23 protein-coding genes and 1 tRNA gene are annotated in these 22,154 nt (G+C 56.6%); 14 read left to right on the plus strand and 10 right to left on the minus strand.

Translation table 11 applies throughout. The features are described 5' to 3' along the window. Positions 1-8: 8 nt before the first annotated feature. Together VKV18_RS03990 and VKV18_RS03995 are read left to right on the plus strand one after the other, a co-directional pair. Complete coding sequence (locus VKV18_RS03990; RefSeq protein ID WP_324202935.1) at positions 9-1,286, plus strand: hypothetical protein; 1,278 nt, start codon at positions 9-11, stop codon at positions 1,284-1,286. After that, on the plus strand, positions 1,195-2,154 hold the full coding sequence (locus VKV18_RS03995) for a hypothetical protein (protein WP_324202936.1): 960 nt from the start codon (positions 1,195-1,197) through the stop codon (positions 2,152-2,154). Before VKV18_RS03990 ends, VKV18_RS03995 begins: the two co-directional genes overlap by 92 nt. A gap of 697 nt (positions 2,155-2,851) precedes the next feature. Here VKV18_RS03995 and VKV18_RS04000 read toward each other — a convergent pair. Next, entirely contained in the window at positions 2,852-3,889 is a 1,038-nt protein-coding gene (locus tag VKV18_RS04000; protein WP_324202937.1) for a zinc-binding alcohol dehydrogenase, read from the minus strand. Between the two features lie 693 nt (positions 3,890-4,582). Beyond that, positions 4,583-5,326, minus strand: a complete 744-nt coding sequence (locus VKV18_RS04005) for an RNA polymerase sigma factor (protein ID WP_324202938.1) — start codon at positions 5,324-5,326, stop codon at positions 4,583-4,585. An 818-nt stretch (positions 5,327-6,144) separates the two neighbouring features. Between VKV18_RS04005 and VKV18_RS04010 the strand changes: the two genes are divergently transcribed. From VKV18_RS04010 to VKV18_RS04030, 5 genes are read left to right on the plus strand one after another with little or no spacing between them, the layout of a single operon-like run. Then, positions 6,145-6,927 carry an enoyl-CoA hydratase-related protein gene (locus VKV18_RS04010; RefSeq protein ID WP_324202939.1) on the plus strand — a complete coding sequence of 261 codons (783 nt, stop codon included), beginning with the start codon at positions 6,145-6,147 and terminating at the stop codon, positions 6,925-6,927. Next, positions 6,924-8,429, plus strand: coding sequence for an acetyl-CoA carboxylase biotin carboxylase subunit (locus VKV18_RS04015; RefSeq protein WP_324202940.1), 1,506 nt, complete (start codon positions 6,924-6,926; stop codon positions 8,427-8,429). Before VKV18_RS04010 ends, VKV18_RS04015 begins: the two co-directional genes overlap by 4 nt. Before the next feature lie 9 nt (positions 8,430-8,438). Continuing rightward, a complete protein-coding gene (locus VKV18_RS04020) occupies positions 8,439-9,011 on the plus strand; it encodes an acetyl-CoA carboxylase biotin carboxyl carrier protein subunit (protein WP_324202941.1) in 573 nt (190 codons plus the stop codon). Continuing rightward, complete coding sequence (locus tag VKV18_RS04025; RefSeq protein WP_324202942.1) at positions 9,008-9,490, plus strand: DUF3592 domain-containing protein; 483 nt, start codon at positions 9,008-9,010, stop codon at positions 9,488-9,490. Before VKV18_RS04020 ends, VKV18_RS04025 begins: the two co-directional genes overlap by 4 nt. Positions 9,491-9,500: 10 nt before the next feature. Further along, positions 9,501-10,454, plus strand: coding sequence for a hydroxymethylglutaryl-CoA lyase (locus VKV18_RS04030; protein ID WP_324202943.1), 954 nt, complete (start codon positions 9,501-9,503; stop codon positions 10,452-10,454). Between the two features lie 69 nt (positions 10,455-10,523). Here VKV18_RS04030 and VKV18_RS04035 read toward each other — a convergent pair whose 3' ends face one another. The 3 genes from VKV18_RS04035 to VKV18_RS04045 all read right to left on the minus strand — a co-directional run bounded on the left by VKV18_RS04035 (position 10,524) and on the right by VKV18_RS04045 (position 12,446). After that, positions 10,524-11,132: a response regulator gene (locus VKV18_RS04035; RefSeq protein ID WP_324202944.1), complete on the minus strand. Its 609-nt coding sequence runs from the start codon at positions 11,130-11,132 to the stop codon at positions 10,524-10,526. Positions 11,133-11,208: 76 nt separating this feature from the next. Beyond that, complete coding sequence (ychF, locus tag VKV18_RS04040) at positions 11,209-12,312, minus strand: redox-regulated ATPase YchF (protein ID WP_324202945.1); 1,104 nt, start codon at positions 12,310-12,312, stop codon at positions 11,209-11,211. Continuing rightward, complete coding sequence (locus tag VKV18_RS04045) at positions 12,309-12,446, minus strand: hypothetical protein (RefSeq protein ID WP_324202946.1); 138 nt, start codon at positions 12,444-12,446, stop codon at positions 12,309-12,311. Before VKV18_RS04045 ends, ychF begins: the two co-directional genes overlap by 4 nt. A gap of 168 nt (positions 12,447-12,614) precedes the next feature. Between VKV18_RS04045 and VKV18_RS04050 the strand changes: the two genes are divergently transcribed. Together VKV18_RS04050 and VKV18_RS04055 are read left to right on the plus strand one after the other, a co-directional pair. Next, the gene (locus tag VKV18_RS04050; protein ID WP_324202947.1) at positions 12,615-13,400 is read left to right on the plus strand and encodes a hypothetical protein; all 786 of its coding nucleotides are present in this window, start codon (positions 12,615-12,617) and stop codon (positions 13,398-13,400) included. Positions 13,401-13,479: 79 nt separating this feature from the next. Then, positions 13,480-13,755 (plus strand): glutaredoxin family protein, encoded by a 276-nt coding sequence (locus tag VKV18_RS04055; RefSeq protein WP_324202948.1) that lies wholly within the window; start codon positions 13,480-13,482, stop codon positions 13,753-13,755. A 54-nt stretch (positions 13,756-13,809) separates the two neighbouring features. On the opposite strand, the gene VKV18_RS04060 is transcribed toward VKV18_RS04055, so the two are convergent. After that, positions 13,810-14,085, minus strand: a complete 276-nt coding sequence (locus tag VKV18_RS04060; protein ID WP_324202949.1) for a large ribosomal subunit protein bL28 — start codon at positions 14,083-14,085, stop codon at positions 13,810-13,812. A gap of 157 nt (positions 14,086-14,242) precedes the next feature. Between VKV18_RS04060 and VKV18_RS04065 the strand changes: the two genes are divergently transcribed. The 4 genes from VKV18_RS04065 to VKV18_RS04080 all read left to right on the plus strand — a co-directional run bounded on the left by VKV18_RS04065 (position 14,243) and on the right by VKV18_RS04080 (position 18,003). Then, entirely contained in the window at positions 14,243-16,231 is a 1,989-nt protein-coding gene (locus tag VKV18_RS04065; RefSeq protein ID WP_324202950.1) for a serine/threonine-protein kinase, read from the plus strand. Continuing rightward, positions 16,228-17,046: a metallophosphoesterase gene (locus tag VKV18_RS04070; RefSeq protein WP_324202951.1), complete on the plus strand. Its 819-nt coding sequence runs from the start codon at positions 16,228-16,230 to the stop codon at positions 17,044-17,046. The genes VKV18_RS04065 and VKV18_RS04070 overlap by 4 nt, the downstream gene beginning before the upstream one ends. Before the next feature lie 14 nt (positions 17,047-17,060). Next, positions 17,061-17,726: a class I SAM-dependent methyltransferase gene (locus VKV18_RS04075; RefSeq protein WP_324202952.1), complete on the plus strand. Its 666-nt coding sequence runs from the start codon at positions 17,061-17,063 to the stop codon at positions 17,724-17,726. A gap of 194 nt (positions 17,727-17,920) precedes the next feature. Next, positions 17,921-18,003, plus strand: a tRNA-Leu gene (locus VKV18_RS04080). A 32-nt stretch (positions 18,004-18,035) separates the two neighbouring features. Here VKV18_RS04080 and VKV18_RS04085 read toward each other — a convergent pair. From VKV18_RS04085 to VKV18_RS04095, 3 genes are all read right to left on the minus strand, one after another. Beyond that, a complete protein-coding gene (locus tag VKV18_RS04085; protein WP_324200090.1) occupies positions 18,036-18,707 on the minus strand; it encodes a ThuA domain-containing protein in 672 nt (223 codons plus the stop codon). Positions 18,708-18,901: 194 nt separating this feature from the next. Continuing rightward, the gene (locus VKV18_RS04090) at positions 18,902-19,291 is read right to left on the minus strand and encodes a hypothetical protein (protein WP_324202953.1); all 390 of its coding nucleotides are present in this window, start codon (positions 19,289-19,291) and stop codon (positions 18,902-18,904) included. 203 nt (positions 19,292-19,494) lie between these two features. After that, on the minus strand, positions 19,495-20,079 hold the full coding sequence (locus VKV18_RS04095) for a hypothetical protein (protein WP_324202954.1): 585 nt from the start codon (positions 20,077-20,079) through the stop codon (positions 19,495-19,497). A gap of 225 nt (positions 20,080-20,304) precedes the next feature. On the opposite strand from VKV18_RS04095, the gene VKV18_RS04100 reads away from it, so the two are divergent. Beyond that, positions 20,305-20,478: a hypothetical protein gene (locus VKV18_RS04100; protein ID WP_324202955.1), complete on the plus strand. Its 174-nt coding sequence runs from the start codon at positions 20,305-20,307 to the stop codon at positions 20,476-20,478. Between the two features lie 763 nt (positions 20,479-21,241). On the opposite strand, the gene VKV18_RS04105 is transcribed toward VKV18_RS04100, so the two are convergent. After that, positions 21,242-21,619 (minus strand): hypothetical protein, encoded by a 378-nt coding sequence (locus tag VKV18_RS04105; RefSeq protein WP_324202956.1) that lies wholly within the window; start codon positions 21,617-21,619, stop codon positions 21,242-21,244. Positions 21,620-22,154: the final 535 nt, after the last annotated feature.

The raw sequence follows: 22,154 nt of genomic DNA on the forward strand, positions 1-22,154 counted from the left end.
ATGGAGCTATGTTCTGCCTACTTCCGATCTTCATCGGCATGCACCTATGGCTTCAAGGGGAAGCAGCGCCCGCGACGGTTTCGGCCTCGAGCGCCTCAAAGCCGGAGCCTGCCACCGTGCATGTGATCGCCTCCGGCATGGCGCCTTTAGGGATAGATGGAGCTGCAGCCGAAGAGGAGGCCGTTTGGGACGCCAAGCGCAACGCGGTGGAGATGGCGACGGGGGTCTTCATTCGGGCGCGTACTTTTGGGGAGAACTATCGAACTCTGCACGATGAGATCGAGAATCAAACGGCGGGCTTCATCCGCTCGTGGCGTTTGGTGCCCGAATCGGTGCATGTGGAGCAGATCGCTCCCGGTCCGAACGGGCGCATACTCTGTCTGCAGATCGAGGCCGATGTGGCGAGGCTTTCCGCCATTCAATCGCTTAGCGATATTCGTGATGCCTACAACGACCTCGGAAACCCCCAACTCTTGGTGAGGATCGCCTGCCCCACGGCGCCAGATTGTGCCCAGATAGCTCGGCAAGAGTTGGTGCTGCAGCTGCGGTCGGACGGCTACGATTTGGCGGAGACTCCCCCAGCCGATATCGTGTTACAAGGGCAACTGCAACTCGTTCCGACCGTGCGGCTTGGCGATGCGCAAAGCCCCTATCATGTAGGCGATGTGGTGGCCATATGTCAGGCTCATCTTACCCTTGCGGCCGTCTCCCCTTGGAGCCAGGAAACCCTGTTTGTTGCTCAGGCGGATGCGAAGGGGGTTAGTTTTCAAAGCGATGCTCTGGCCGCCGAGCAGGCCGCGCAAAATGCGGTGGATGCGTTGATGCAGCAAAACCGCACGCTGTTTACACAGGAGATACCGGCTCGCTGGGCCAAAGAGCGCATAGACGGCCATCCGGTGGCCCTGCGTGTCGTCGGGTTAGCGAGGCCAAAGGAGAGCCGACTGTGCGAGGCGATAGAGGGCATGCGCGGGTTTTGCGATGTCCTTCGGCAGCAGCGTCAAGCCGACAGTTACGACATCATCTTTCGTTCGCGCTTAGCCACGCAAGATGTTGCATTACGCCTGGGCAAAATTCCGGGGCTTCCATTAAAACTCGTTTCTATGCAAGGGGCTGCCCTCGTCTATCGGGTCCCGCGAGAGGCGCCCTCTTCGGCATCAAGGGGGCCTTATTCTTTACGGAAAGGAGTGTCGATTCATGAAAAAAGGACGTTGTCTGCTCTCTATTTTGCTCGCCGGCCTGCTCGTGGTGCCGGTGGGTCTTTACGCCGCCTCACGGCGCGCCGATGACGATATCGAGCGAGTGGGGCCGCATGGCTCCATAGACTGGACAGAGAACACCATCTACGCTATCGGCCTTGGGGCTATTCCCAATAATGCCTCCAATGACGCCGTGGCCTATCTCAAGGCGCGCGACTATGCCATTCTTGACGCCATGCGCAACCTGCTGATGGCCATCCATCACGTGCACATAGATGCCGTGACCACCGGTGAAGAGTATATGGCGCGGGATGCTACCATTCGCGCGGAGGTGGAGGGGCTGCTGCATCACCCGCGCTTCATTTCGGAGCGGCGTATTCGTGAGGGACGCGATGCCATGGTGGAGGTGACGATGGCAGCGCCTCTCTATGGCAACGGGAGTGTGGCCGAAGCCTTTCGTTCGGCTTTGATACCTCATGGTGAAGGAGCTGCTGAGCATAGGGATAGGGGGGCTTCGGGAGCAGAAGCCGTGCCGGCCCCGAGTGCCACGTTGCCGCCTGTCGTTTCGCCTCCGAACATTCGGCCGCAAGTGGACGAAGACAGCACACCCTATACATCGGTCATCATTGATGCGCGAGGCTATCGTGTTCAGCGAGATATGTCGCCGAAAATCTACGCTGCCGACGGCACAGAGGTGTGGGGAACGGTGAATGTGGACCCCAACTTCGTTATCGAGCATGGCATCGTGGTGTATGCCCATAGCATCGCGCAGGCGCGCCAACTGCCGGAAGCGGGTTCACATCCTCTCATTCTTCGGGCCATCGGCGGATCGAACTCGCCGGTCCATGCGGACGTGGTGCTCAGTCAGGCCGATGCGGAGCGTTTGGCAAGGCTTAACGCACGCGACGGCTTTCTTGATCGCTTCCATGTGATCTTCGTGGTAGACCCGATGGATTAGACGAGAGGGTTCCGCTGGGGTCCTTCGTCCCCTATCAAAGCAGACAGCCGGTTAATTTGTTGATCTCCCCTCTCCCATAGGGGGAGGGGGTGGGGCTTAAAGAGCCGGCGATACGCCTGTCCTTTCGAGCCGGAGACGAGATAAACACCTGTCATTTCGAGCCGCAGGCGAGAAATCTTGAATTTCAATTTCTACCCGTTCTGAGGAGGTAGGGGGTGGGGCTGTGGAGACTGCCAACCTCAAGGTTCTAGAGCAAGTCAGCAAAGTGAGCTTATCTTGCTCGCCCCCTATCCCTTCCTTTCCCCCTATTAGGGAGAAAGGGGGCGGTTGTGGCTAGTTTCCAGATGACAGCTTATCAAAGGAAACCGCCTGTAGGGGCACGGTGACCGTGCCCCTTTTGCTCATCTCCCCTCTCCCAAAGTGGGGGAGGGGCGGGGGGGTGGGGGCCTTGAGAGAGGGAAGGAGATGGGGCTGCAGGGGTAAACCTTGTGGTTATCCTTCTAAGATGGGCCATTCTTAGGCAGGCACAAGGCCTGCCCCTACAGATGCAGGTTGGTTCCTCACAAGGGGTGTAAGAGTAACCCTTTGGGGGGAAAGGGCTTCGGTCTTGATGTGCAGAATGGAGGGGTGGCAACAAGACGGATAGTCAGAGGAAGCTGCTGTTTAGCTTATTGGTCTCCCCATTCAATCGCCGATCTCAAAACCGGATGCCCACTTTGATGGTCTGTTCCGGGTGGTGAAAGAGATCGGCCAGAGCAGCGGGGGCATCGGCAAAAGAGAGGATGGGATTTACGACGCCGGCGCCGGAGAGGAGCTTTTTGCGGAAAAGCTCTATCGTGGCTTCAAAAGCGCGTTGCGGAGTCCACAGAGGATGGGAGCGATCGGGGTTGCCCCAGCCCTCCCAAGCTTGGCTGCCCACGATGGTGGGACGATTGAGGTGAAACTCTTCATCGAGGTGGAGATCGGTGGCGTTCTGAGGCCCCCAGGGCACATGCACCACGGTTCCGCACTGACGCAGGCAACGAATAGCCTGGTGAAGAGCCGAAGCGCTGCCGGAGGTCTCAACAGAGACATCCACGCCGCAACCGTTTGTGGCCTGTTTGATGGCCAAGCCCACATCGCATGCGGTGGGATCGAAGGTGGCTGTTGCGCCATAAAGCTCAGCGCAGTCGCGCCGAATGGCAAGTGGGTCTACGCCGAAAATCGCGTTCGCCCCGGCAGCTTTGGCTATCTGAACGGCCATTTGGCCGATGGCGCCCAGGCCGAAAATGGCCACATCGTCGCCAACGCGGATGTTGCCATCTCGAATGGCCACAAAGGCAACATGCGCCGGATCAACACAGACGGCATCGCTTGGGCTGAGAGTGTCGAGGGCATGCCAGTGGGTTTCTTTGGCTTGATGGATTTCGCGCACAGGGCCATATCCGAATACGAGGTCGCCGAGTTTCCAACGCTCTACATTGGCTCCGACCTTGATGACCGTACCCACCACCATGTTACCGATGGTGCGTTCGGTAGGGGGCAGTGCAGGCTCCTCTTTTGGCAGGAAAATACGCAGCGTTTTATCCCACCGCTTGCGGTCAAAAACGCTGCCGGTGATCGCCTTTAGCTCGGTTCCATGTTTGGGGGCGGCAAAAGTGACCTGAACGCGCACCTCGTCTTTTTGAAGGGGGGGAAGGGTGTATTCGCGGAACCAGAAGGCTTCACCGGTTTTCGTAACAATCTCTTTGGGCATCGCTACCTCCTTGATGCTCGTTTGGACGGAATATTCTTCGTCTGCCTCTCCGAGTCCTGCCTTTTAGAGGGGGATAATGGCTTGGCCTTTGCGACGGGGCGTGATGCTTTAGGCGAAGAGGAAGAAGGGCGCCCTGCCCCAGAAAATCTTGCGATTTTCTGGGGACCCCTGCGTTGGCCTTGAGGGGCGGGGTGGGGCTTGAAGAGCTGGTGATACGCCTGTCCTTTCGAGCCGAGGATGAGATGAACAACTGTCCTTTCGAGCCGGTCACACCACTGTCATTTCGAGCCGGTCACACCACTGTCATTTCGAGCCGAAGGCGAGAAATCTTGAATTTCAATCGCCACCGGTTCTGAAAAATGGGGGTGGGGCTGCAGAGACTGCCGGCTTCACCGTTCTAGAGCCAATTCGTGGAGTAAGCCGACTTTGTTCGCCCCCTATCCCATCCTTTCCCCCGATTCGGGAGGTGCTAGCGCACGGCGCAGCAGCGGCCAGAGAAATAGGCGGGTAAGGCAATCTTCCTGGCCGCTGAGTTGCCCACCGCGAGGTGCCCCTCTCCCCAATGGGGGGAGGGATGGGAGGCTTGTAGGGGTAGGCCTTGAGGAGCCGATGATACGCCCGTCATTTCTCGTGAGATAAACAACTGTCATTCCGAGATAAACAACTGTCATTTCGAGCTGAAGGCGAGAAATCTTAAGTTTCCATTTCCACCCGTTCTGAGGTGGAGGGCGTTGGCTTTGAAGGGGAAGGTGCTGAGGGGGAGGGCGTCCGCCTTGGGCGCAGCACCGTCGGCCTTGAGGAGTAGGAAGCGAGTTTTTCGCGTGCGAGGCGCGCTCCCACGGTTTCCGGGGCTTGGTAGATGGGGCGGCGAACCTCGGCGTAATAGACTTCGAGGATGGCGATATGTTCCGTTTTCATGGCTCGGCTCAGTTTGCGCGTGGCGGCATCGAGATGCTCCCATACCGTTTTGGGGTCTACACGAAGTGTGGCGGCAATTTGGAACTGACTCTTGCCTTCGAGCCAGGCGCTGAGGCAGAAGTGCTGGCGTTGTGTGAGAGGCACGGTTTGAAGAAGGCGATATAGCTCTTGGCGATAGCCGAGAAGCAGTTCGGTAAGGGGTGGTGGGGCCGGGCGCTGTTCGATGGCGTTTGCTTGCGTTTCCGAAAGCGTCTCGACAGGGTGGAGAAAGCGGCGTCGAAGGTGGTCGGCACAGGCGTAGTCCACGAATCGGCGAAGCCAGGCCAGAAATTCGGCAGCTGGGGGAATGACATCGCGGTCGTCACGTGCATTCCATGCGGCGAGAAGCGCCTCTTGCACCACATCTTCAGCGTCCTGTGTGCCGACACGTTTGGCTGCATAGCGGCAGAGGGGGCGGTAGAGCGGTTTAAGCGCACGATCAAACGCCCCTTCAAACCGATTGTGTAACGAGCGAGCCATCTTCACCTATCCTCCATATAGTAGAACTTTGTATCCTATTTTAACAAAAAGATTCAAGGGGCAGAGGTGTGGGGGTCGGCCTTGAGGGGCCGGCGATACGCCCGTCCTTTCGATCCGAAGACGAGATCAACACCTGTCATTTCGAGCCGCAGGCGAGATCAACACCTGTCATTTCGAGCCGCAGACGAGATCAACACCTGTCATTTCGAGCCGCAGGCGAGAAATCTTGAGTTTCCATTCCTACCGGTTCTGAAAGATGGGGGAGTGGCTACAGAGACTGCCAGCTTCACGGTTCTAGAGGCAGTTTGTAGAGCAGGTTGGCTTCGTTCGCCCCCTATCCCGGCCTTTCCCCCTATTAGGGAGGTGCTAGCGCACGGCGCAGCAGCGGCCAGTGAGATAGACGATCATGCGAACTGTACTGGCCGCAAAGGCGCCGTCCGCGAGGACGCCCACCGCGAGGTGCCCCTCTCCCTGATAGGGGGAGGGGAGTGGGGGTGGGGGCCGATGCCACAACTGTCATTTCGAGCCGAAGGCGAGAAATCTTAAGTTTCACTTCCCACCCGTTTTGAGGGGAAGGGATGGGGCTGTAGGGGTTACTCGTGAAGGGAAGGGCGCAGTGCGCAGCACCGCCGCTCTTGAGGGGCAGGAGGCAGAGACCTGTAAGCAGCTTGCGCACTCCAAGCCCTCGGGTTTTGGAAGAGTGGCGGAAGGAGGCCAGTCGCTTTGCCGGCGAAGTCTGCAGGAGAAAAGCGGGCGAGTAGAGAACATAACAATCAAAATGGAGCGCTCGATGAGATGTAGAGAGCGAAATTGAGCCTATGAGAACCTTTTTGCATGTGGAGCAACGTGGGGCGCTGGCGACGATTACGCTCAACCGACCAAGGGTGCGCAATGCTTTAAACAGTGAGATGAGCACCGCCCTAACGAGGACTTTTCATCAGTTGGCCGAGAGGGCGCGTGTGGTGGTGCTAAGAGGGGAAGGCCCCGCGTTTTGTGCCGGAGCCGACATTGAGGAGATGCAGCGACTTACGGAGGCCGATTTCGACACGCAACGGGCACAGGCTGTGACTCTACAGCAGATGTTTCAGGCGATCGCTAGCTTCCCTGGCGTCACCATTGCCCGCGTACATGGTGCCGCCATAGGGGGTGGAGCGGGGCTGGCGGCCGTTTGCGATATCGCCATCGCAGCGGAGGAGGCGTTTTTTGCGTTCAGCGAGGTGCGAATCGGGCTTATACCGGCTACCATTGCCCCTTGGGTGGTGCAAAAAGTGGGGTTGGGGACGGCAAGAGCTTTGTTTGTGACCGGAGAACGCATTACGGCGACGGAGGCGTTACGCATCGGTTTGGTGCAGCAGGTGGCGATGCCCAACGCTCTCGATGAGGCCGTAGAGCGTAAAGTGGAAGCCATTCTCCAATGCGGACCGGAGGCCATTGCGGCCGTGAAGCGACTCCTGGTGCATCTTCAGGGGTTTTCTTCATCAGAAACGGCCGATCTCACGATCGCCTATTTGGTGGAGCGGCGCATGAGCAAAGAGGCCAAAGAGGGCTTTCAGGCTTTTCTCGAAAAGCGGCGTCCCTCCTTCTTCGAGGCGCTGTCGTGAAGCGGGTGCTGATAGCCAATCGCGGTGAGATCGCGGTGCGTATCTTGCGCACGTGCAAAGAGATGGGGTTTCACACTATTGCCGTCTATTCAGAGGCGGATCGCGATGCCCTGCATGTGGCTTTAAGCGATGAAGCCCATCTTTTAGGGCCGGCGCCGGCCCGCGAGAGCTATCTAAATATCGAGCGTCTGCTGCAGGTAGCACGACGTGCTCGTGCCGACATGGTGCACCCCGGCTATGGGTTTCTCTCGGAGAATGCCGATTTTGCCGCCGCTTGCCGAGCACAGGGGTTGATTTTTGTGGGGCCTTCGCCCGAGACCATTCGGCAGCTGGGAGACAAATGTGCGGCACGCGCCCTTGCGGAGCGAATCGATGTGCCCACCGTGCCCGGCTATACGGATGACGATATGTCGGAGCGTCGGCTCCTGAGAGAGGCAAAACGCATCGGCACGCCGCTTATCCTCAAAGCAGCCGGCGGTGGCGGCGGGCGGGGCATGCGGATCGTTTCGGATTTGGCACAACTGCCGGAAGCGCTTGCGGCCGCACGCGGCGAGGCTCTGGCGGCTTTTGGGGACGAACGAATCTTCCTCGAACGCTACATTCCACGTGCACGCCATGTGGAGGTGCAGATTTTAGGCGATTCTCAAGGCAACGTGATCCATCTGTTTGAACGGGAGTGCTCGGTTCAGCGCCGTTACCAAAAGATCGTTGAGGAGAGTCCTTCCTGCGGTGTCAATGCCACTTTGCGCAAAGCGTTGACCGAGGCGGCCGTGCGCATTGCCAAAGCGGCGAACTACGTTGGAGCCGGCACGGTGGAGTTTCTGGTGGAGGCGAACGCTGCGGAACCCCGGTTCTATTTTTTGGAGGTCAATACACGCCTCCAAGTAGAACATCCGGTGACGGAGGCGGTGACCGGCTTAGACCTTGTGCGGCTTCAGTTTCATGTGGCACAGGGGCGTCCTTTGCCCTACGCGCAAGAGGATATCTCCCTTATGGGGCACGCCATCGAGGTGCGCCTTTGCGCCGAAGACCCGGCAAACCATTTTTTGGCCTCGCCGGGAACGGTGCGATTTTGGCAGGCGCCCGAAGGTCCCGGAATACGGGTGGATACTGCTTTGGAGATAGGTAGCTTTGTTTCCCCTTACTACGACCCGCTGTTGGCCAAGATCATCGCTTTTGGGAGAACGCGGGATGAGGCTTTAGCCCGGCTCGAGCGCGCCCTCATGGAGACGCATGGCGTGGGGGTCAAGACGAATCTCGCTTATCTGCTCGACATTATCCGCCATCGCGCGTTTCGTGAGGGCGACCTTTCCACCCGTTTTCTTGAGGAGCATTTTGCCGAATGGAAGCCGTCCACAGAGCCACCGGAGGAGGTGCTGCTGGCCTTGGCTGCAGCGAGCGTTGAAGGCGACCGTTTACCTGCTTTGCGTGGTGTCTCTCTCTCGGCTTCGCAAAACCCGTTAAGCCCGTGGTACACGGTGGGGCGTTGGCGAAACACATGAGGGATGTCTATGCGTTATAACTATCGTTTGGAAGAGGCAGCGGAGAACCTACTAAGCCTTGATCTGGAGGCAGAAGGCGAAATCTATAAGGTTACGCTGCCGAATGGGCAAAGCTATCGGGTTCGCTTGCGAAGAGTGGGGATGGCGACCCAGCTTATGCCTTGGGTTGAGATCGCACTGTGCGATGCCGACGGGCAACCCGAACGGCTCCTGCGCGTGCCGGTTGTTGACCTAGATGGACGCATAGCGGTGTCTTGGAAAGGACGAGTCTATCTCTTTGAACGTATGGAGGAAGGAGGGGGTCGGCCGGAGACTTACGGGGAAAGAGCGACGGAGGGGAAGGGAGTCGGCCTTGAGGGGAAGGGCGGACTTGTGCGAGCGCCGATGGTGGGTGTGGTGTCGGAGGTGTTGGTGAGCGAAGGGCAGCTTGTGGAGAAGGAGCAGCCGCTGTTGGTGCTTGAAGCCATGAAAGTGGTGATGCGTATCGGCGCGCCTTGTGCCGGTCAGGTGAAACGTTTATGGGTGCAGGCGGGACAGTTGGTATCGCATGGGGAGCCGTTGGTGGAGTTGGTGGAAGAATGAGTGTCGTCTCTGGTTCTAGCAAAAAGCGGCTTCTGCTCGGCTATATCATTTTCCTGCTTCTCTTTATATTCGTTATTGGGGTGCTGCAGTGTGCCATTCATGCCGTAGAGATGCGAGCGCAACGTTTCCATTTGTTGCTAAAGCAGGGGGAGCAAACGATGGCGACAATCACCGCGAAACGGGTCACGACGTCGGGCGATCTGGTCACTTTTCGTTATACCGTGTCGGATCGCACTTACACAGGCAAAAGCCCTGTATCGCCCGAAACGTTCAGCACGCTGGTGGTTGGCCATGTTACCCCTGTGCTCTATCTTCCCCAGTCCCCTTCTCAATGCGAATTGGCGTTATCGGATGTCCTCACGTGGGCTTCTGGTCTGGTGCAGTATTGGCGCATTTTGCAGATCGCCAACGGTGTTGCCGGTGTTCTTGTGTTGTTTCGCATCACACGGCTGCGCAAACAGTTAAAAGCCCTGCAGTGAAGGAGGCGTTATGCAAGAAAACGGCCTTGTAGAGCGGGTGCGAGCGGTGGAACGGCATTTTGCCGAAATGCCTCGGCGGGCTAGGGTGGTAGAGGTTGGGCCGCGAGATGGTCTTCAGAACGAACCGCTTATTCTGCCCACCGAGGTGAAGGCGCAGTATATCGCCCTGCTTTCCGAGGCAGGATTTAGCGAAATCGAGATCACCTCTTTTGTTAGTCCAAAACGTGTGCCCCAGTTAGCCGATGCCGAGGCGCTCTGCGGGCAGCTTCGTTTTTCCGAAAAAGTGCGTTACACGGGGCTGGTGCCCAACCGACGCGGGCTGGAGCGGGCTTTGGCAGCGGGCGTTCGATCAATAGCTGTTTTAGCTGCGGCCAGCGAAACCTTTTCTCTGCGCAATATCGGCATGGGGATGAAGGAGGCCCTCGAGGAGATTCGGGCGGTTTGTCAGATGGCTCGGTCGGAGGGGATTCGCGTGCGCGGCTACGTTTCTACGGCATTTTACTGTCCTTATGAGGGCCGCGTGTCTCCTACGCAGGTGCGTTCTGTGGTGGAGTCGCTGTTGGAGATTGGGGTTGACGAGGTTTCGTTAGCCGACACCATCGGCCATGCGGCGCCAACCGATGTGGTGCAGTTGTTGGAGGTTCTGGCGCCCGTTTTGCCGTTGGAGCGCACGGCAATGCATTTTCACGACACATGGGGTTTGGCCCTTGCGAACGTGCTGACAAGTCTAGAGCTAGGCGTGGCCACCTTTGACGCGGCTTCCGGTGGAGCGGGTGGGTGCCCCTTTGCTCCGGGCGCCGCGGGGAATGTGGCAACGGAGGACTTGTTGGTGCTTTTGCAGGGCATGCACATTGAGACCGATGTAAATTTGGCGAAGGTGACAGAGGCTTCGCGCTATTTGGAGAGTTCTTTGGGCAAGTTGCTACCTGGGCGCTATCTGCGTTCGAGGATGGAGATATCGTAGGGGCAGGCCTTGTGCCTGCCCTGGAAATGGGGCCATCGCAATGGGGACAACCACAAAGGTTGCCCCTACCTAGTTGCGACGCCCCTTTTTGGGAGAGGTGGCGGTTGTTTCGTAGGCGAGGAGAACCGCTTCGGCTACCTCGCGCAAGGAGCGGCCGGAGGAGAGCGCAAGCGCCTGTAGGCGCCGCTCGGCCTCTCTTTCGGTAAGTTCATGCAGTTGCATCAGGGCGCGTTGCGCTTTGGCCGTTAGCTCCATAAGTTCGCGCTCTTCACGCGTGCTTTCTAAGGCGCCTTCAAGTGCAAGAAGTTCGCGGTAGCGGGCGATAGCAATGGTGATGGCCGGTTGAAGCTCCTGCTGCCGATAGGGCTTAACCAGATAGGCCAGCACACCGGCCTTACAGGCCTTCTCGATCATGGGGGCATCGCTGTAGGCGGTGAGCATGAGCACGGGGCAGAGCCGCTCTTTGCTGAGTATCTCTGCCACTTCCAGGCCGCCGATTTTGGGCATCATGATGTCGAGGATGGTAAGGTCGGGGCGAAGGCTGCGCGCTAAGCGGCAAGCCTCTTCACCATCCTCCGCCTCCCCAACAACGCAGTGGCCGAGCTGCTCCAGCATCCGTTTCAGGTCGAGACGCTGCAGCGCGTCGTCCTCTGCGATGAGTATTTTTACCTCTAGCATGCTCTCTCCTCATGCAGCTTTGCGGGTGACGTATTCTTTACGGATAGAACCCTCGTTCCGTTTATCGTTGCAACGGCTACACTTTAAAGCGAATGTGCACGATATCGCCATCTTTCACGATATACTCTTTGCCTTCGAGGCGCATCTTTCCGGCGGCTTTGGCCTCTTCCCAGCAGCCACCGGCGGACCGAAAATCGTCGAAGGCGATGACCTCGGCGCGAATGAAGCCGCGGGCAAGGTCGGAGTGAATCTTTTCGGCGGCTCCTACGGCGTTGGTGCCTTGAGGAATCGTCCAGGCGCGTACCTCATCCTCACCCACGGTAAAAAAGCTGATCAGGCCCAGCGCTTCATAGGCGGCGCGGATGAGACGATTTCGAGCCGGTTCGGCGATGCCGAGCGCTTGCAGGAACTCTTGTTCTTCTTGGGGAGCCATTTGGGCGACTTCCATCTCGGCGCGGGCGCAGAGCGGGATGAGCGGCAGATGCTGCTCTGCGGCGAACTGGGCGAGGGGGGCAAGGGATTCGGGCTTTTCTTGCCCTACCTGGTTTTCGCTGATATTGGCCACAAGCAACAGTGGCTTGCCGGAGACAAAAGCGTAGCTTCGCAGCGCCCGCTCTTCTTCGGGGGTAAGCGGAAAGGTGCGCACCGGCTGCATGGTTTCCAGATGGGCTTTAAGGCGTTGCAGCACCTCATATTCAACCGCCTCGGCGGGGTTTTGGCGCTTTTGCTGGCGCGCTTTCTCGAGCCGTTCAAGGCGTCCCTCTATCACCATAAGATCGGCAAAGATCAACTCCTCCTGCACCTGTTGGGCCTCGCGCAGCGGGTTAAGGCCGTGTTCCGGCGGCGGCACCCGTTCGTCCTCGAAAGCACGCACCACGAGCACGAGAGCGTCCATAAGGCGCACATGGGCAAAGAAGTCGGTTCCAAATTTGGTAGCTCGGCCTGCCGGTCCCCCCGATTCGATGCGTGGCCCGCCCTCGGTAAACTCGATGGTCGCCGGGGTGGCCTTCTTCGGGCGGCATTTCTCCACAGCATAGTCGAATCGCGGATCGGGCACGGCAACAACGCCCACGTGAATCTGTTTGGGGTCGAACTGACCTAAGTTCACGTTGGAGCGGGTAAGGGCATTATAGAGGCTTGTTTTGCCTGTTTGTGGCAGACCGATGATGCCGACTTTCATGGGATGGCGGCTGCAAACTCCTCAACGAAAACGATTTCAGACGTATAGTCTACCCGATAGAGGTCTCCTTTATAAAAATCCGCTTGACAAAGGCGCGTCGAAGCGCTATACTGTTCTTGATTGTTCTTTAACATCGGCACCGTTTTAGAGGTCTTCGACGAGGCTTTCCACGAGTTTCTGAAACGTGGGAGAAGTTGTAACGTCCAATACATAAGTAAGTATCATCCGGTCGGTTCGCTGTTGTTGGAAGAGCCTGTAAGTGGTGGCTTCTTCCCTGTGTCCTTCCAAGAAGGAGGAAGAAAATGGCAAAACTCGTCTCCGAGCTAAAGGAAGAGGAGTACACATCTGCGGTTATCAGCGTTGTAAAAAGGGCTATTGTTCTCGCGGTATTGCTGGTGATCGGAAGGATGATCCGCGATGCCCTGCCGGCAAGCGAAAGACTTGCGGCGGATAAGGCCCTCTTAGTGCTACTGGGGCTCGGCACGCTTGTGGTGTTGATCCCGGCCATTTATCTGCTGCGCTTGAGCCGTATTAAAGGCTCTCAGGTGACATGTCCCTACTGCGAGGAGGTGAACGTGCTTGTGGAGCCGCCGATGGAGGACTTCATCTGCGAGCACTGCAAGCGGACGATCTACTATCAGGACGGCCATATGGTTCCGATCACCATTGTTGCCTGCCCGAAATGCAACGTGGATTACAAGGTCGCTTCGATTGCCGACCACTATATTTGTGATCGGTGTGGGCTATCTATCCCGGTGCACCCAAAGAAGGAGAAGGAGCCGGAGCCGCTACCCGACTCGGTTGTAGCGCGGGTGCAAAGTCCTGCGGTTCGGTTAGGGGCGGCTAACCAAACGGTGTTGATGCGCGCCTATCCGCCCTCTGCCGAGCGACAGCTTATCGCCATTTTGCGCCGAGAGATGGGGGTGAATGAGGAGCAGGCACGGATGTTGCTACAGACAACCTCGCAGACAACCCCGCTTATCGTCGCCTTCGACATTCCCGCGTTAGAGGCGGAGAGTTTAAGGCGGGAGCTTGAGGCTTTGGGCGCTCAGGTAACCGTGCGTGACGAGGCGCCATCGCACGTGTAGAAACGATATTGGCAGCTGTCGAGACGTATAAGGAGGGTGAGAGGTGTTTTAGGGCTATAGGTTAGAGGATGGAAAGGAATTGATCGTTGTTTACAGTACCGCGTGGTGCCCGGACTGTCTTCGCGCACGCCAGGTTTTAAAAGAGGCCGGAGTGGATTTTGTGGAGATAGATATCGAGAAGGTGCCCTGCGCCGAGGAGGCTATGCGTGCTTTCAATGGAGGTGTGGGCAAAGTGCCCACCATTCTTATTGAGGCTCTGCCGGAGGAGCGGGTGGTGTTGGTAGAGCCTTCGGATGAGGTGCTCCGCAAAACTTTGGCGGACTACAAAGCAAGGCGCGGTGGAAGTGAAGAGTAGTAAGAGAAAAGCTCCTGCAACTGCAGGAGCTTTTTCGGATGTGGAAAGGGGAAACTACTTTTTAGAGCGCGGGCGTGCTTTTTTGATAATCTCTTCGGGCAGAGGTTTTACGCCGCTGAGATAGTCTTGAAACTCGCGACTGGTGAGCACGCTGGTGGTAACCTTAAGTCGGACCTTACCTTCCGGCGTCGGCACGGTGACGGTTTGCAGGTTCGGCACAAAGGTATGGTTCTTTTTAGGTGCCCGCAGTTTCCACGCTCCACTGTGGGGATGCCGCTTGCGGTGGCCTTTCATCGGCCCAACGCCCGACACCTGACATACGCGCGACATGAAACATCTCCTTAAATAGGTACCGTTGTTCGACGTGGGGCAGTATACCGTAGCGAAAGCTACCGTGTCAAGAATGATGAAGATGAAGTTTTTAAAGGCTTTGGCGTATAATGGCATATAGTGGAAATGCAACAACGGAGAACCCGAGGGGCAAGGCGTGGTTGACGGTTTAATACGCGGGAAATACCGAATAAAGCGAGAAATTGCGCGCAGCAACGACATCGTCTATGAGGCGTATGACGAGACGCTTGGCCGTCGGGTGGCTCTCAAAGTTCTTAACATCCCTCCTAATCTCGTTGGGGCAGCTCGCAGAGAGCGTATAGAACGTTTCAGCCGAGAAGCGCGGGCGGCAGGACGACTCTCCCATCCGAATATTGTGGCCGTTTACGATTATGGCGAGGAGAACGGGAACTACTACATCGCCATGGAGTTTTTGGAGGGCCAAAGCCTGCGCGATATTCTCGCCCTGCGCGGCGCTCTGCCTGTAAACGAGGCGGTAGATATTGCCTGTCAGATATTGGAAGCGCTTGCCTATGCCCATGCGCATCAGGTGATTCACCGCGACATTAAACCGGAAAACATCCATATTTCGGGTGGAAAAGCCAAACTTACCGATTTCGGCATCGCGCGGTTAACGGAAGAGCCGGCGCTCACCAAAGACGGCCAGATTTTTGGAACCCCAAGCTACATGTCGCCTGAACAGATCGAGGGACGTGCCATTGACCATCGCTCCGATCTCTTTTCTCTGGGCGCCGTGCTCTACGAGATGCTCACGGGGCGCAAACCTTTTGTGGGCGACAGCGTGGTAAGCATTACCTACGCCATTATGAACGCCGATCCCGCGCCCTTGATAGGCGTGCCCGCCTCGGTAGAGCAGGTTATACGTCGTGCGCTCTCCAAAAACCCCAATCTACGACCCGCTTCCGCAGAGGAGATGCGCCAGGAGTTGCAGCGGGCGCTGCAGATGGCCACTATGAACCCGGCCATGGGCGCGCAAATAACCGGCTCTTACTACCCTACACCGTTTCCCACCAACGTGCCGACACCACAACCCCCCCCTTCTCCGGCGTCTCCCCCTGGCGTGATGGTGCCCATGCCGTCGAATAGTCCGAACGTCAGCTACGGCGGCGGTGGGTTGCCGTGGCGCTGGTCAAAACCCGGCCCGGGCGGAGACCCCTCGCAGATGGCTGCGGCTCCGCCTGTCGTCTCGCCCCCCGGCAGCACGGCGTTGAGCCAAGCAATACCACCGCCCTATACGGCCTCCGGGCTGCCTGCTTATGGACACCCTCCGAACTGGCCTCATGCAAGGCGACGTCCCTCATTCGATTTTAGCCTGCCTCCTGGGGTGGTGGCCTTTTTCGGCTGGGCTTTTGTGGCCATTGCGCTTGGCGTTTTACTGGCGGTGGGGGTTATCTTCTTTCTGAAGGCCTATCAAAGCTATCAGCAACAGCAAAATCGGCAGCTCGTGCTGCACATCCTCGGTGAGGGCAACCAGGCCTACACCAAGAAAAACTACTCGGCGGCTCTGCAAAGCTTTCTCAAAGCGCTCCATATCGCGACGGATGCCTCGCAAAAGGCCGATATCAAAACAGACCTCGCCTATACCTATGTGCAGCTGGCACGGCAGGCGATGGAGCACCACGACCTTCAAACGGCGGAGGAGGACTACGAGGCAGCCCTACGCTATGCCCCCGGCTATGCCACAGCGCATCAGGAGTTAAGCGAACTGCTTCGTTCGGAAGGGCGCACGCAGGAGGCCTCTCAAGAGAGTCAGCTCGCCAAACAAAGTCCATCGGGGAATATGCAGCCGCCCACAACGCTCTCCACCAACATCGCTCCCCTGCCCGGTACGCTCTCGACCAACACTGCTCCACAGTCCGGGACATTTTCATCGGGCAGCGCCGATTTCATTGCCCAACGTCGGCAGGAGGCGCAGCAAGACCTTGATGAGGCACAGCAGTTGCTTCTGCAAGGCGATCGGTTTGGGGCGGAGAGGAAGTTGGAGGATGCGGTAGCAAAGGGAGCTGGGCTGCCCGAAGGAGAGCGGGCACAGGAGGAGCTTAACGAACTTCATGGGATGTCTTCTGAAAGCGATACGAACTCGAACATGGTGCCGAACTATGGGGATTTGGGAGGGGGATTTTGAGGAAGGCTTCTCCTCAGGGGCGACGTTTGCCGCCTCGAGCTGTGTTGTCGGTTGATTGTGGGCATCGCTTTCCCTATACGGTTGAGATTTCGGAAAATCTACTTTCTGTGCGGGGCCTTCCTGCGGAGTTAGAGGGGGCTTTAGTGGCCCAGATCACCGACCTTCATGCCGGTTTTGGGAATACGGATGCGGTTTTTGAGGCCGTTTGGCAGTATCTGGAGAAGATATGCCCGGATATGCTGTTGCTGACCGGCGACTATATTGACGATAATCACTCGGCGCGTAACTACCCTTTAACGGAGCTGCTTTGTCGTCTCAGGGCGCCGTTAGGAATCTATGCGGTTTTTGGCAATCATGACCACCGTGGGGGGATCGCGGGCGTGAGGAGGCATCTGGAGGCAGCGCACATTAAACTGCTTTATAACGAAAGCCTTTGCACGCCCCACGGGCTTTGGCTTGTTGGGGTAGACGATCTGCATGAGGGGCAGCCGGATGTTGCGCGTGCTTTTGCAAATGTTCCCCCCACGGTGATGCCTGTGGTGTTGTCGCACAACCCTCGACTCATTGAGCTGATTCCGGATCGGGAGGTGGTGATTCTTTCAGGCCACACGCATGGGGGGCAGATATGTCTGCCGTTTCCCACTCCGGCGATGGTTTGCCGTTTCCATTTGGGGTGTCGTCAGGTGGCAGGGTGGTATGAGAACGGGCGTGCGCGGCTTTATGTGAGCCGTGGTATTGGGGTAACCGGCTATCCGATGCGCTACCGCTGTCCTGCCGAGTTGGCCTTATTTCGCTTTCAATCGGTCGAGGTATAGGTTCGGGCTGTTGAATGCGCTCCGTCTGTCTCTCGTCTCTCCCTCTCGAACGACACTCCATCGGCATTGGTGAAACCACGTGGGAGATCATGGCCGTTCAAAACCAGGTCGTTCTTGCCGATAGGCTGGATGAGTTCGAGCAGTTTCCGTTTGGGCTTATGCTGTGGGAGTCGGCGGTTGCTTTGGCCAAGTGGATAGCGGCTCATGCGGCGCTTGTGGAGAACAGCCGGGTGTTGGAGCTTGGTGCCGGTGCCGGGCTGCCGGGGCTGGTGGCCTGTAAGGTTGGAGCAAGGGTGTTTCAGACCGATCACCTGGCAGAGGCGCTGCGTTTGGCGCAGGCCAACGCAGAGCGGAACCATACAAAGGGAATCACCCGTTTTCTGGCGGATTGGAAAGAATGGCGTTGTGAGGAACGTTTTAATCATGTTATTGGAGCGGATATTCTCTACGATAGGCATTTTCATGCGGAACTAGAGGCCATTTTTCGATGCAGCCTCGCGCCGGATGGTTTGGTGGTGCTGGCCGATCCGGGGCGTGATGCGACCTTAGAGATGATGGTCTATCTGGAACGAAGAGGCTGGCGCATAGATTGGGAGACGTGTGAGGTCGGAGCTATTCGACCGGAGGAGGGCGATCTGCGTCGTTCGGTAGAGGTAAACATTTGGAAAGTGAAGCGATAGGGTTGGCAACTGTTGACGGTCTGGAACGCCAATGAGAATAGGCTATGGGGGTAGGCACAAGGCCTACCCCCATATTTGGGTGTGGTTTTAACAACGGTTAAGGCACCGATGGGGCGGTAGCGTCGAGGTCTCTCTCTGGATGCTTACCCGATTGACAGAGGGGCATCGGAAGCCGTATAATCTAGCATCGTGTTGCCGAAGTGGCGGAACGGTAGACGCGGCGGTCTCAAAAACCGTTGGGGGCGACCCCGTGTGGGTTCGAATCCCACCTTCGGCATGGAGGAGCGGAGGGGAACACCCTCCGCTTTTTCACGCGGCATCCTCCGCATGTGCCGCCCAAAGCAGCCCTCGCGTGAGGATGCGAAGGGGGTCGGGCTGACGTACCACGGCGGCCACATGGCCTAATGAGGAGTAGAACACGCGCCCTTGGCCGTACATTTTCGTCCATACCACCGGCATATCCACCTCGCCGTTGGTGACGTGAGGGCCATCGGCAACCGGAAAGCGGGTAACGGCGAGCACCCTATTGGCCGGGTCTACATGCATGTAGTACTGTTCGGAGCAGACCTCAAACTCTTTTGTCCCCTGCATAATGAAATGATCGGGCTGAACCGGCCGCACGGTATAGCGAACCCCATCGTTGCCCGGATGCGCCACCCACTGTCCGCCCGTCATGAACTGCCATTCGGTGGCCTCACGGAACGAATCGCACATGCCGCCATGGCATCCCCCGAGGCCCACACCGCTTCGCACGGCCTCACAAACGCCCTGCAACTGCTCGTTGGTAATGTGTCCCATCGTCCAGATCGGCACAATGAGGTCGAGCTGTTTCAGCTTTTCAACCTCGAGGAAGGAGTCGAGGGTGTGCGAGACCTCCGTCTGAAAGCCGTGTTGACGAAGGACTTCGTCCACAATCTCTGCCACTTGCTGGGGTTCGTGGCCTTCCCAGCCTCCCCACACGATCAACGCTTTACGTGCCATGATGTTCCTTTCTTTGGATGTTTGAAGGCTGTCACATATTATGCCACAGATACCGCGCAGCCAAGCGCTTCCTGGCGGGCGTGTGCCACCGGTTAGGCGAGTGAGGCGGCGCCCGCTGAACAGGTCACCACACGGCAGGTCTGCAGTGCCTGCTGTGGGGCCGCCTGCATCGCTTAGACTAGGCTTGCCGCCGCCTATTCTTTGAAGAGGTCGCTTGCCATCATCTCCACACATTGTGGGCAGAGGATCGCCCCATGCAGGCCTCGGAAGCCGCCGCCCTCCCGTTGCCGATGACAGACGCTGCAGGTGTACGTGGTTAGGGAGAGGTCTTTGCCTTCTGGGTTCGTGTGGAAAGAGCGCAGGCAGGTCTCACAAATACGCACGGTTTCGGGGACTGTGATGATCACCCGAAGGCCATTGGCGGACACCGCCTGCTGCGCCCGACCATGCAACGTAAGCAGCCTCCAGAAGAGTTTCGACAGGCCTACTAAAAGCCTTGCCAAGCCAGGCGACGTAGCGCCACAAAAGTCGCATATTGAATGTGGCCTGAACAGACCGGCCAGTCTTTCAGATAAACGTGACATGGTTCGCTCCTCATGTTTCTTGCAGAACGTTTATGTTTTTCTTGCAGAACGTTTATGTTGCGCACACGGCCACTCCTTGCGCCGTTCCCTCCTCTCCTGTTGCCTAAAAATCTTGGCTTTATCTCTTCCATGCACGGTTACCGCAATCGGCTCTTCATTCTTTGGTCGAATAAAGAATCGGTATATGGCTATTGCACCAAAGCTTATCCCAGGTTGTGCTGTTTATTTATGGGGCTGCTAGGCGCATATTCTCTTGAACCTTGGCTCTCTTTCGTATTCTGTACGCTAAATTCGTTGGGATCGGTTGTGGTGGAATGTAGAAGCAGCTTATCTTTAGGAGTTTGGCTCGGATGCAGCAACTGCTCCGTAGGGGCCGCGCTGGGTTGAAGCAACTCCTCAACGCCCAAGCTCCGTGCTAACTTCTCGGCCGTCTCAAGTGCCAGCCGGCAAAGGGAAGGCTCCTTCACCGCTCCCTTTCCTTCCGCAAAACTTTTCAAAACGGGGATGTCCTCTCGTGAACCCGCTCTCTCCAACGTTCTTATAAGCGCCTCTACCAGCTCTGCAGCCGGAGCCTGCATCATAAGCTTATGAATCGGCTTGCGAACCTCCTCCAGCCAACTCTTTTTAACGTCCTGCAAAGCGTTGAGCGAGCGGGTCAAAATGTAGCTATAGAGGCAGCCTTGCTCCTCCCAACTATCCTTCAAGGGTTTATTGGGTAGGGAGTAGAGCGTATAAGTAATCAAATGGGTGATGTCCTCTGGAGCGAGTGGCGGTTTGCGTCTATACAATTTCTTGGCACGCGATAGCGCATCAAATCTACCAATGATCATAGCATACGGTAATGAAATTAGAACGAGTAGTAGGAATAAGAAAATAACAGATTGTAAAGATGCATCAATCAAGCTAAATCCGCTTTTATTGGGTCTCCATGGATGAAAGATAAAAAGGAGACCGGTGAGAGCGACAAAGGGTAGAGATTTCAAGACCAGTCTCGCGAGGGACCTAAGTGGCCTATGGAAAAACTTCTGGATAGAAGCAATTGGCGCGGTGGAGGTGGGAGCAGCCGTCTCATGGTAGTGGGAGAGAGCGGTTTTGCAGGCCTCTATCACCTTTTCGGAGTGAGCCGCGGAGGAGGGGATATAGACCCAGTCACGCAGGCCTACGATCAGCCAACCGTGCCTGTTTGAATTTGGAGGCCCCCAAGGTTTTATCTCTACGACTTCTGACCATGGAAGCCACGTTGTTCGGAACAGACTTGTTGAAAGGAGGCTTTGGGCGTTGATGCGGAGGAACTGGCATTTAGAAATGAGGTTCCCCATCGCGTTCCCCAACGATGCAATACCAATGCATAGGGAGAGCAAAAGTGCTATTAGACTCTTATCTAGAAATGCAGGTATGGCAGGGCTGCCCGATTGAACGGGTGGAACGAAGGGTATATAGGGAAAGGTCAAAGCCTTGAAGAGAAAAAACATGCCCATACCAAGTCCCATCAACCCTAGCAGCAGCAGGCCGATATTAAGCCAAAAAGCTTTTCCTGTGGGCGACAGGAAATAGGTGCGTGAGTCGGATGTATTTTTCACGCGGCGGCTTTGAAGTGCCTCACGGATTGCGCGTAACATCATAGATGCTCCATTCTAAACGGGTTGAATAACATAACGATTTTGGGCGTGGAGACTCGCATCTTATAGTCAGATACGAAGTCTCCACGCTCCCTGTTCGCCTTACAACGTATAACTTAGAATCGAGCCTCTAGTAACGCAGGCCTAGCCAGGTGTCCCTATCTTTGTCGTGGCTTCTGTCCCCACGCTCACTTATTCTATCAGAATAAGGTTCTAGGCTTGCCGTAGCCGACATGCGTGTCGGCTTCAGGGCGACCGTTAGATTGCCTATTCGCTTTAATTGCCATATTGGATCAAGCTATCGGCTTCTAGGTAATAGCAGCCTACGTGCTCACTTAGCAAAGTAGGGTTTCCCTTTTATCACCAGACGCTGTTTCCACCGTTTTCCCTCGTCCCAACTTACCACCATATAGGGTGCGTCTCGTATACTCGAAGATGTAATAGCAACTAATGGAGGTCGTTGGTGCATGACGGAATCCTGCTTAGCGGGATGGGAATGTAGGTGCTTCCCAATCCCTATGCCTATGATAACCCCCACGAAGCCGGCCATGAGGCTCCAAAGCCTTCTCTGGCGCTCTACCTTTCTTAAGCGTCTTATGTGTTCCGAAAACAGCTTTTCCGTTTCCTGATAGCGGGTTTGTAAAGCCATAAGCTGTTTGTAGTAGGAGCCGGAAGACTGAAGTTGGTTTTCATCATGCTGATGCAACATAGATTTTCCCTCCTGTGGGCTGAACCGACCGTGTACAGACACAGACGATGGCAATTTCTATTCGATATCTAGGAGGCTTGTGCTTAGGATCGACTATGAGGCGTGGATTTGGACTACAGCATAATTTCATGTGACCTCCCGTCAGTGCACAAGCGGCCTGGCAAGATGCAGCATCTACAGAACCACAAGGTGAATAGGTAACATTAACATGCCCTCCACCGGGAAGTGGGAATGTCGTGTTGTAAGTAGAACAAGGATTGGGTTTCTTAGGCAGAACGCTCAAACTCCCCCGCCCGCTTACTTGGTACCCCCGTCGGCCTTAGATGGGTACAGTTCTATCGGAGCATCCGGACGTATCCTCCTCCAATAGGCTTTTTTCCCCTCTAGTACGACCACCTCTGTATTAGGAGGAAAATATTGAACTGTAACGCGTTCCACTCTGGAAGAACCCGCCCATAGAGCTACTATTGTGCGCTGGATTGAGAGTTGTGTGCTCACTTGCTCGCTAAGGTTCTTCGCTAATAAAGCATTACGT

This window comes from Chthonomonas sp. (assembly GCF_035294505.1).
Lineage (GTDB): Bacteria > Armatimonadota > Chthonomonadetes > Chthonomonadales > Chthonomonadaceae > Chthonomonas.

What these genes read in the sequence shown, in the direction of transcription:
- VKV18_RS04050 (WP_324202947.1), top strand. Translation starts at nt 12,615, where the DNA reads ATGGCAAAACTCGTCTCCGAGCTAAAGGAAGAGGAGTACACATCTGCG.
- VKV18_RS04030 (WP_324202943.1), top strand. Translation starts at nt 9,501, where the DNA reads ATGCAAGAAAACGGCCTTGTAGAGCGGGTGCGAGCGGTGGAACGGCAT.
- VKV18_RS04045 (WP_324202946.1), bottom strand. Translation starts at nt 12,446, where the DNA reads ATGTTAAAGAACAATCAAGAACAGTATAGCGCTTCGACGCGCCTTTGT.
- ychF (WP_324202945.1), bottom strand. Translation starts at nt 12,312, where the DNA reads ATGAAAGTCGGCATCATCGGTCTGCCACAAACAGGCAAAACAAGCCTC.
- VKV18_RS04020 (WP_324202941.1), top strand. Translation starts at nt 8,439, where the DNA reads ATGCGTTATAACTATCGTTTGGAAGAGGCAGCGGAGAACCTACTAAGC.
- VKV18_RS03995 (WP_324202936.1), top strand. Translation starts at nt 1,195, where the DNA reads ATGAAAAAAGGACGTTGTCTGCTCTCTATTTTGCTCGCCGGCCTGCTC.
- VKV18_RS04000 (WP_324202937.1), bottom strand. Translation starts at nt 3,889, where the DNA reads ATGCCCAAAGAGATTGTTACGAAAACCGGTGAAGCCTTCTGGTTCCGC.
- VKV18_RS04100 (WP_324202955.1), top strand. Translation starts at nt 20,305, where the DNA reads ATGGAAAAACTTCTGGATAGAAGCAATTGGCGCGGTGGAGGTGGGAGC.
- VKV18_RS04035 (WP_324202944.1), bottom strand. Translation starts at nt 11,132, where the DNA reads ATGCTAGAGGTAAAAATACTCATCGCAGAGGACGACGCGCTGCAGCGT.
- VKV18_RS03990 (WP_324202935.1), top strand. Translation starts at nt 9, where the DNA reads ATGTTCTGCCTACTTCCGATCTTCATCGGCATGCACCTATGGCTTCAA.
- VKV18_RS04025 (WP_324202942.1), top strand. Translation starts at nt 9,008, where the DNA reads ATGAGTGTCGTCTCTGGTTCTAGCAAAAAGCGGCTTCTGCTCGGCTAT.
- VKV18_RS04090 (WP_324202953.1), bottom strand. Translation starts at nt 19,291, where the DNA reads ATGTCACGTTTATCTGAAAGACTGGCCGGTCTGTTCAGGCCACATTCA.
- VKV18_RS04010 (WP_324202939.1), top strand. Translation starts at nt 6,145, where the DNA reads ATGAGAACCTTTTTGCATGTGGAGCAACGTGGGGCGCTGGCGACGATT.
- VKV18_RS04105 (WP_324202956.1), bottom strand. Translation starts at nt 21,619, where the DNA reads ATGTTGCATCAGCATGATGAAAACCAACTTCAGTCTTCCGGCTCCTAC.
- VKV18_RS04005 (WP_324202938.1), bottom strand. Translation starts at nt 5,326, where the DNA reads ATGGCTCGCTCGTTACACAATCGGTTTGAAGGGGCGTTTGATCGTGCG.
- VKV18_RS04060 (WP_324202949.1), bottom strand. Translation starts at nt 14,085, where the DNA reads ATGTCGCGCGTATGTCAGGTGTCGGGCGTTGGGCCGATGAAAGGCCAC.
- VKV18_RS04075 (WP_324202952.1), top strand. Translation starts at nt 17,061, where the DNA reads ATGCGCTCCGTCTGTCTCTCGTCTCTCCCTCTCGAACGACACTCCATC.
- VKV18_RS04085 (WP_324200090.1), bottom strand. Translation starts at nt 18,707, where the DNA reads ATGGCACGTAAAGCGTTGATCGTGTGGGGAGGCTGGGAAGGCCACGAA.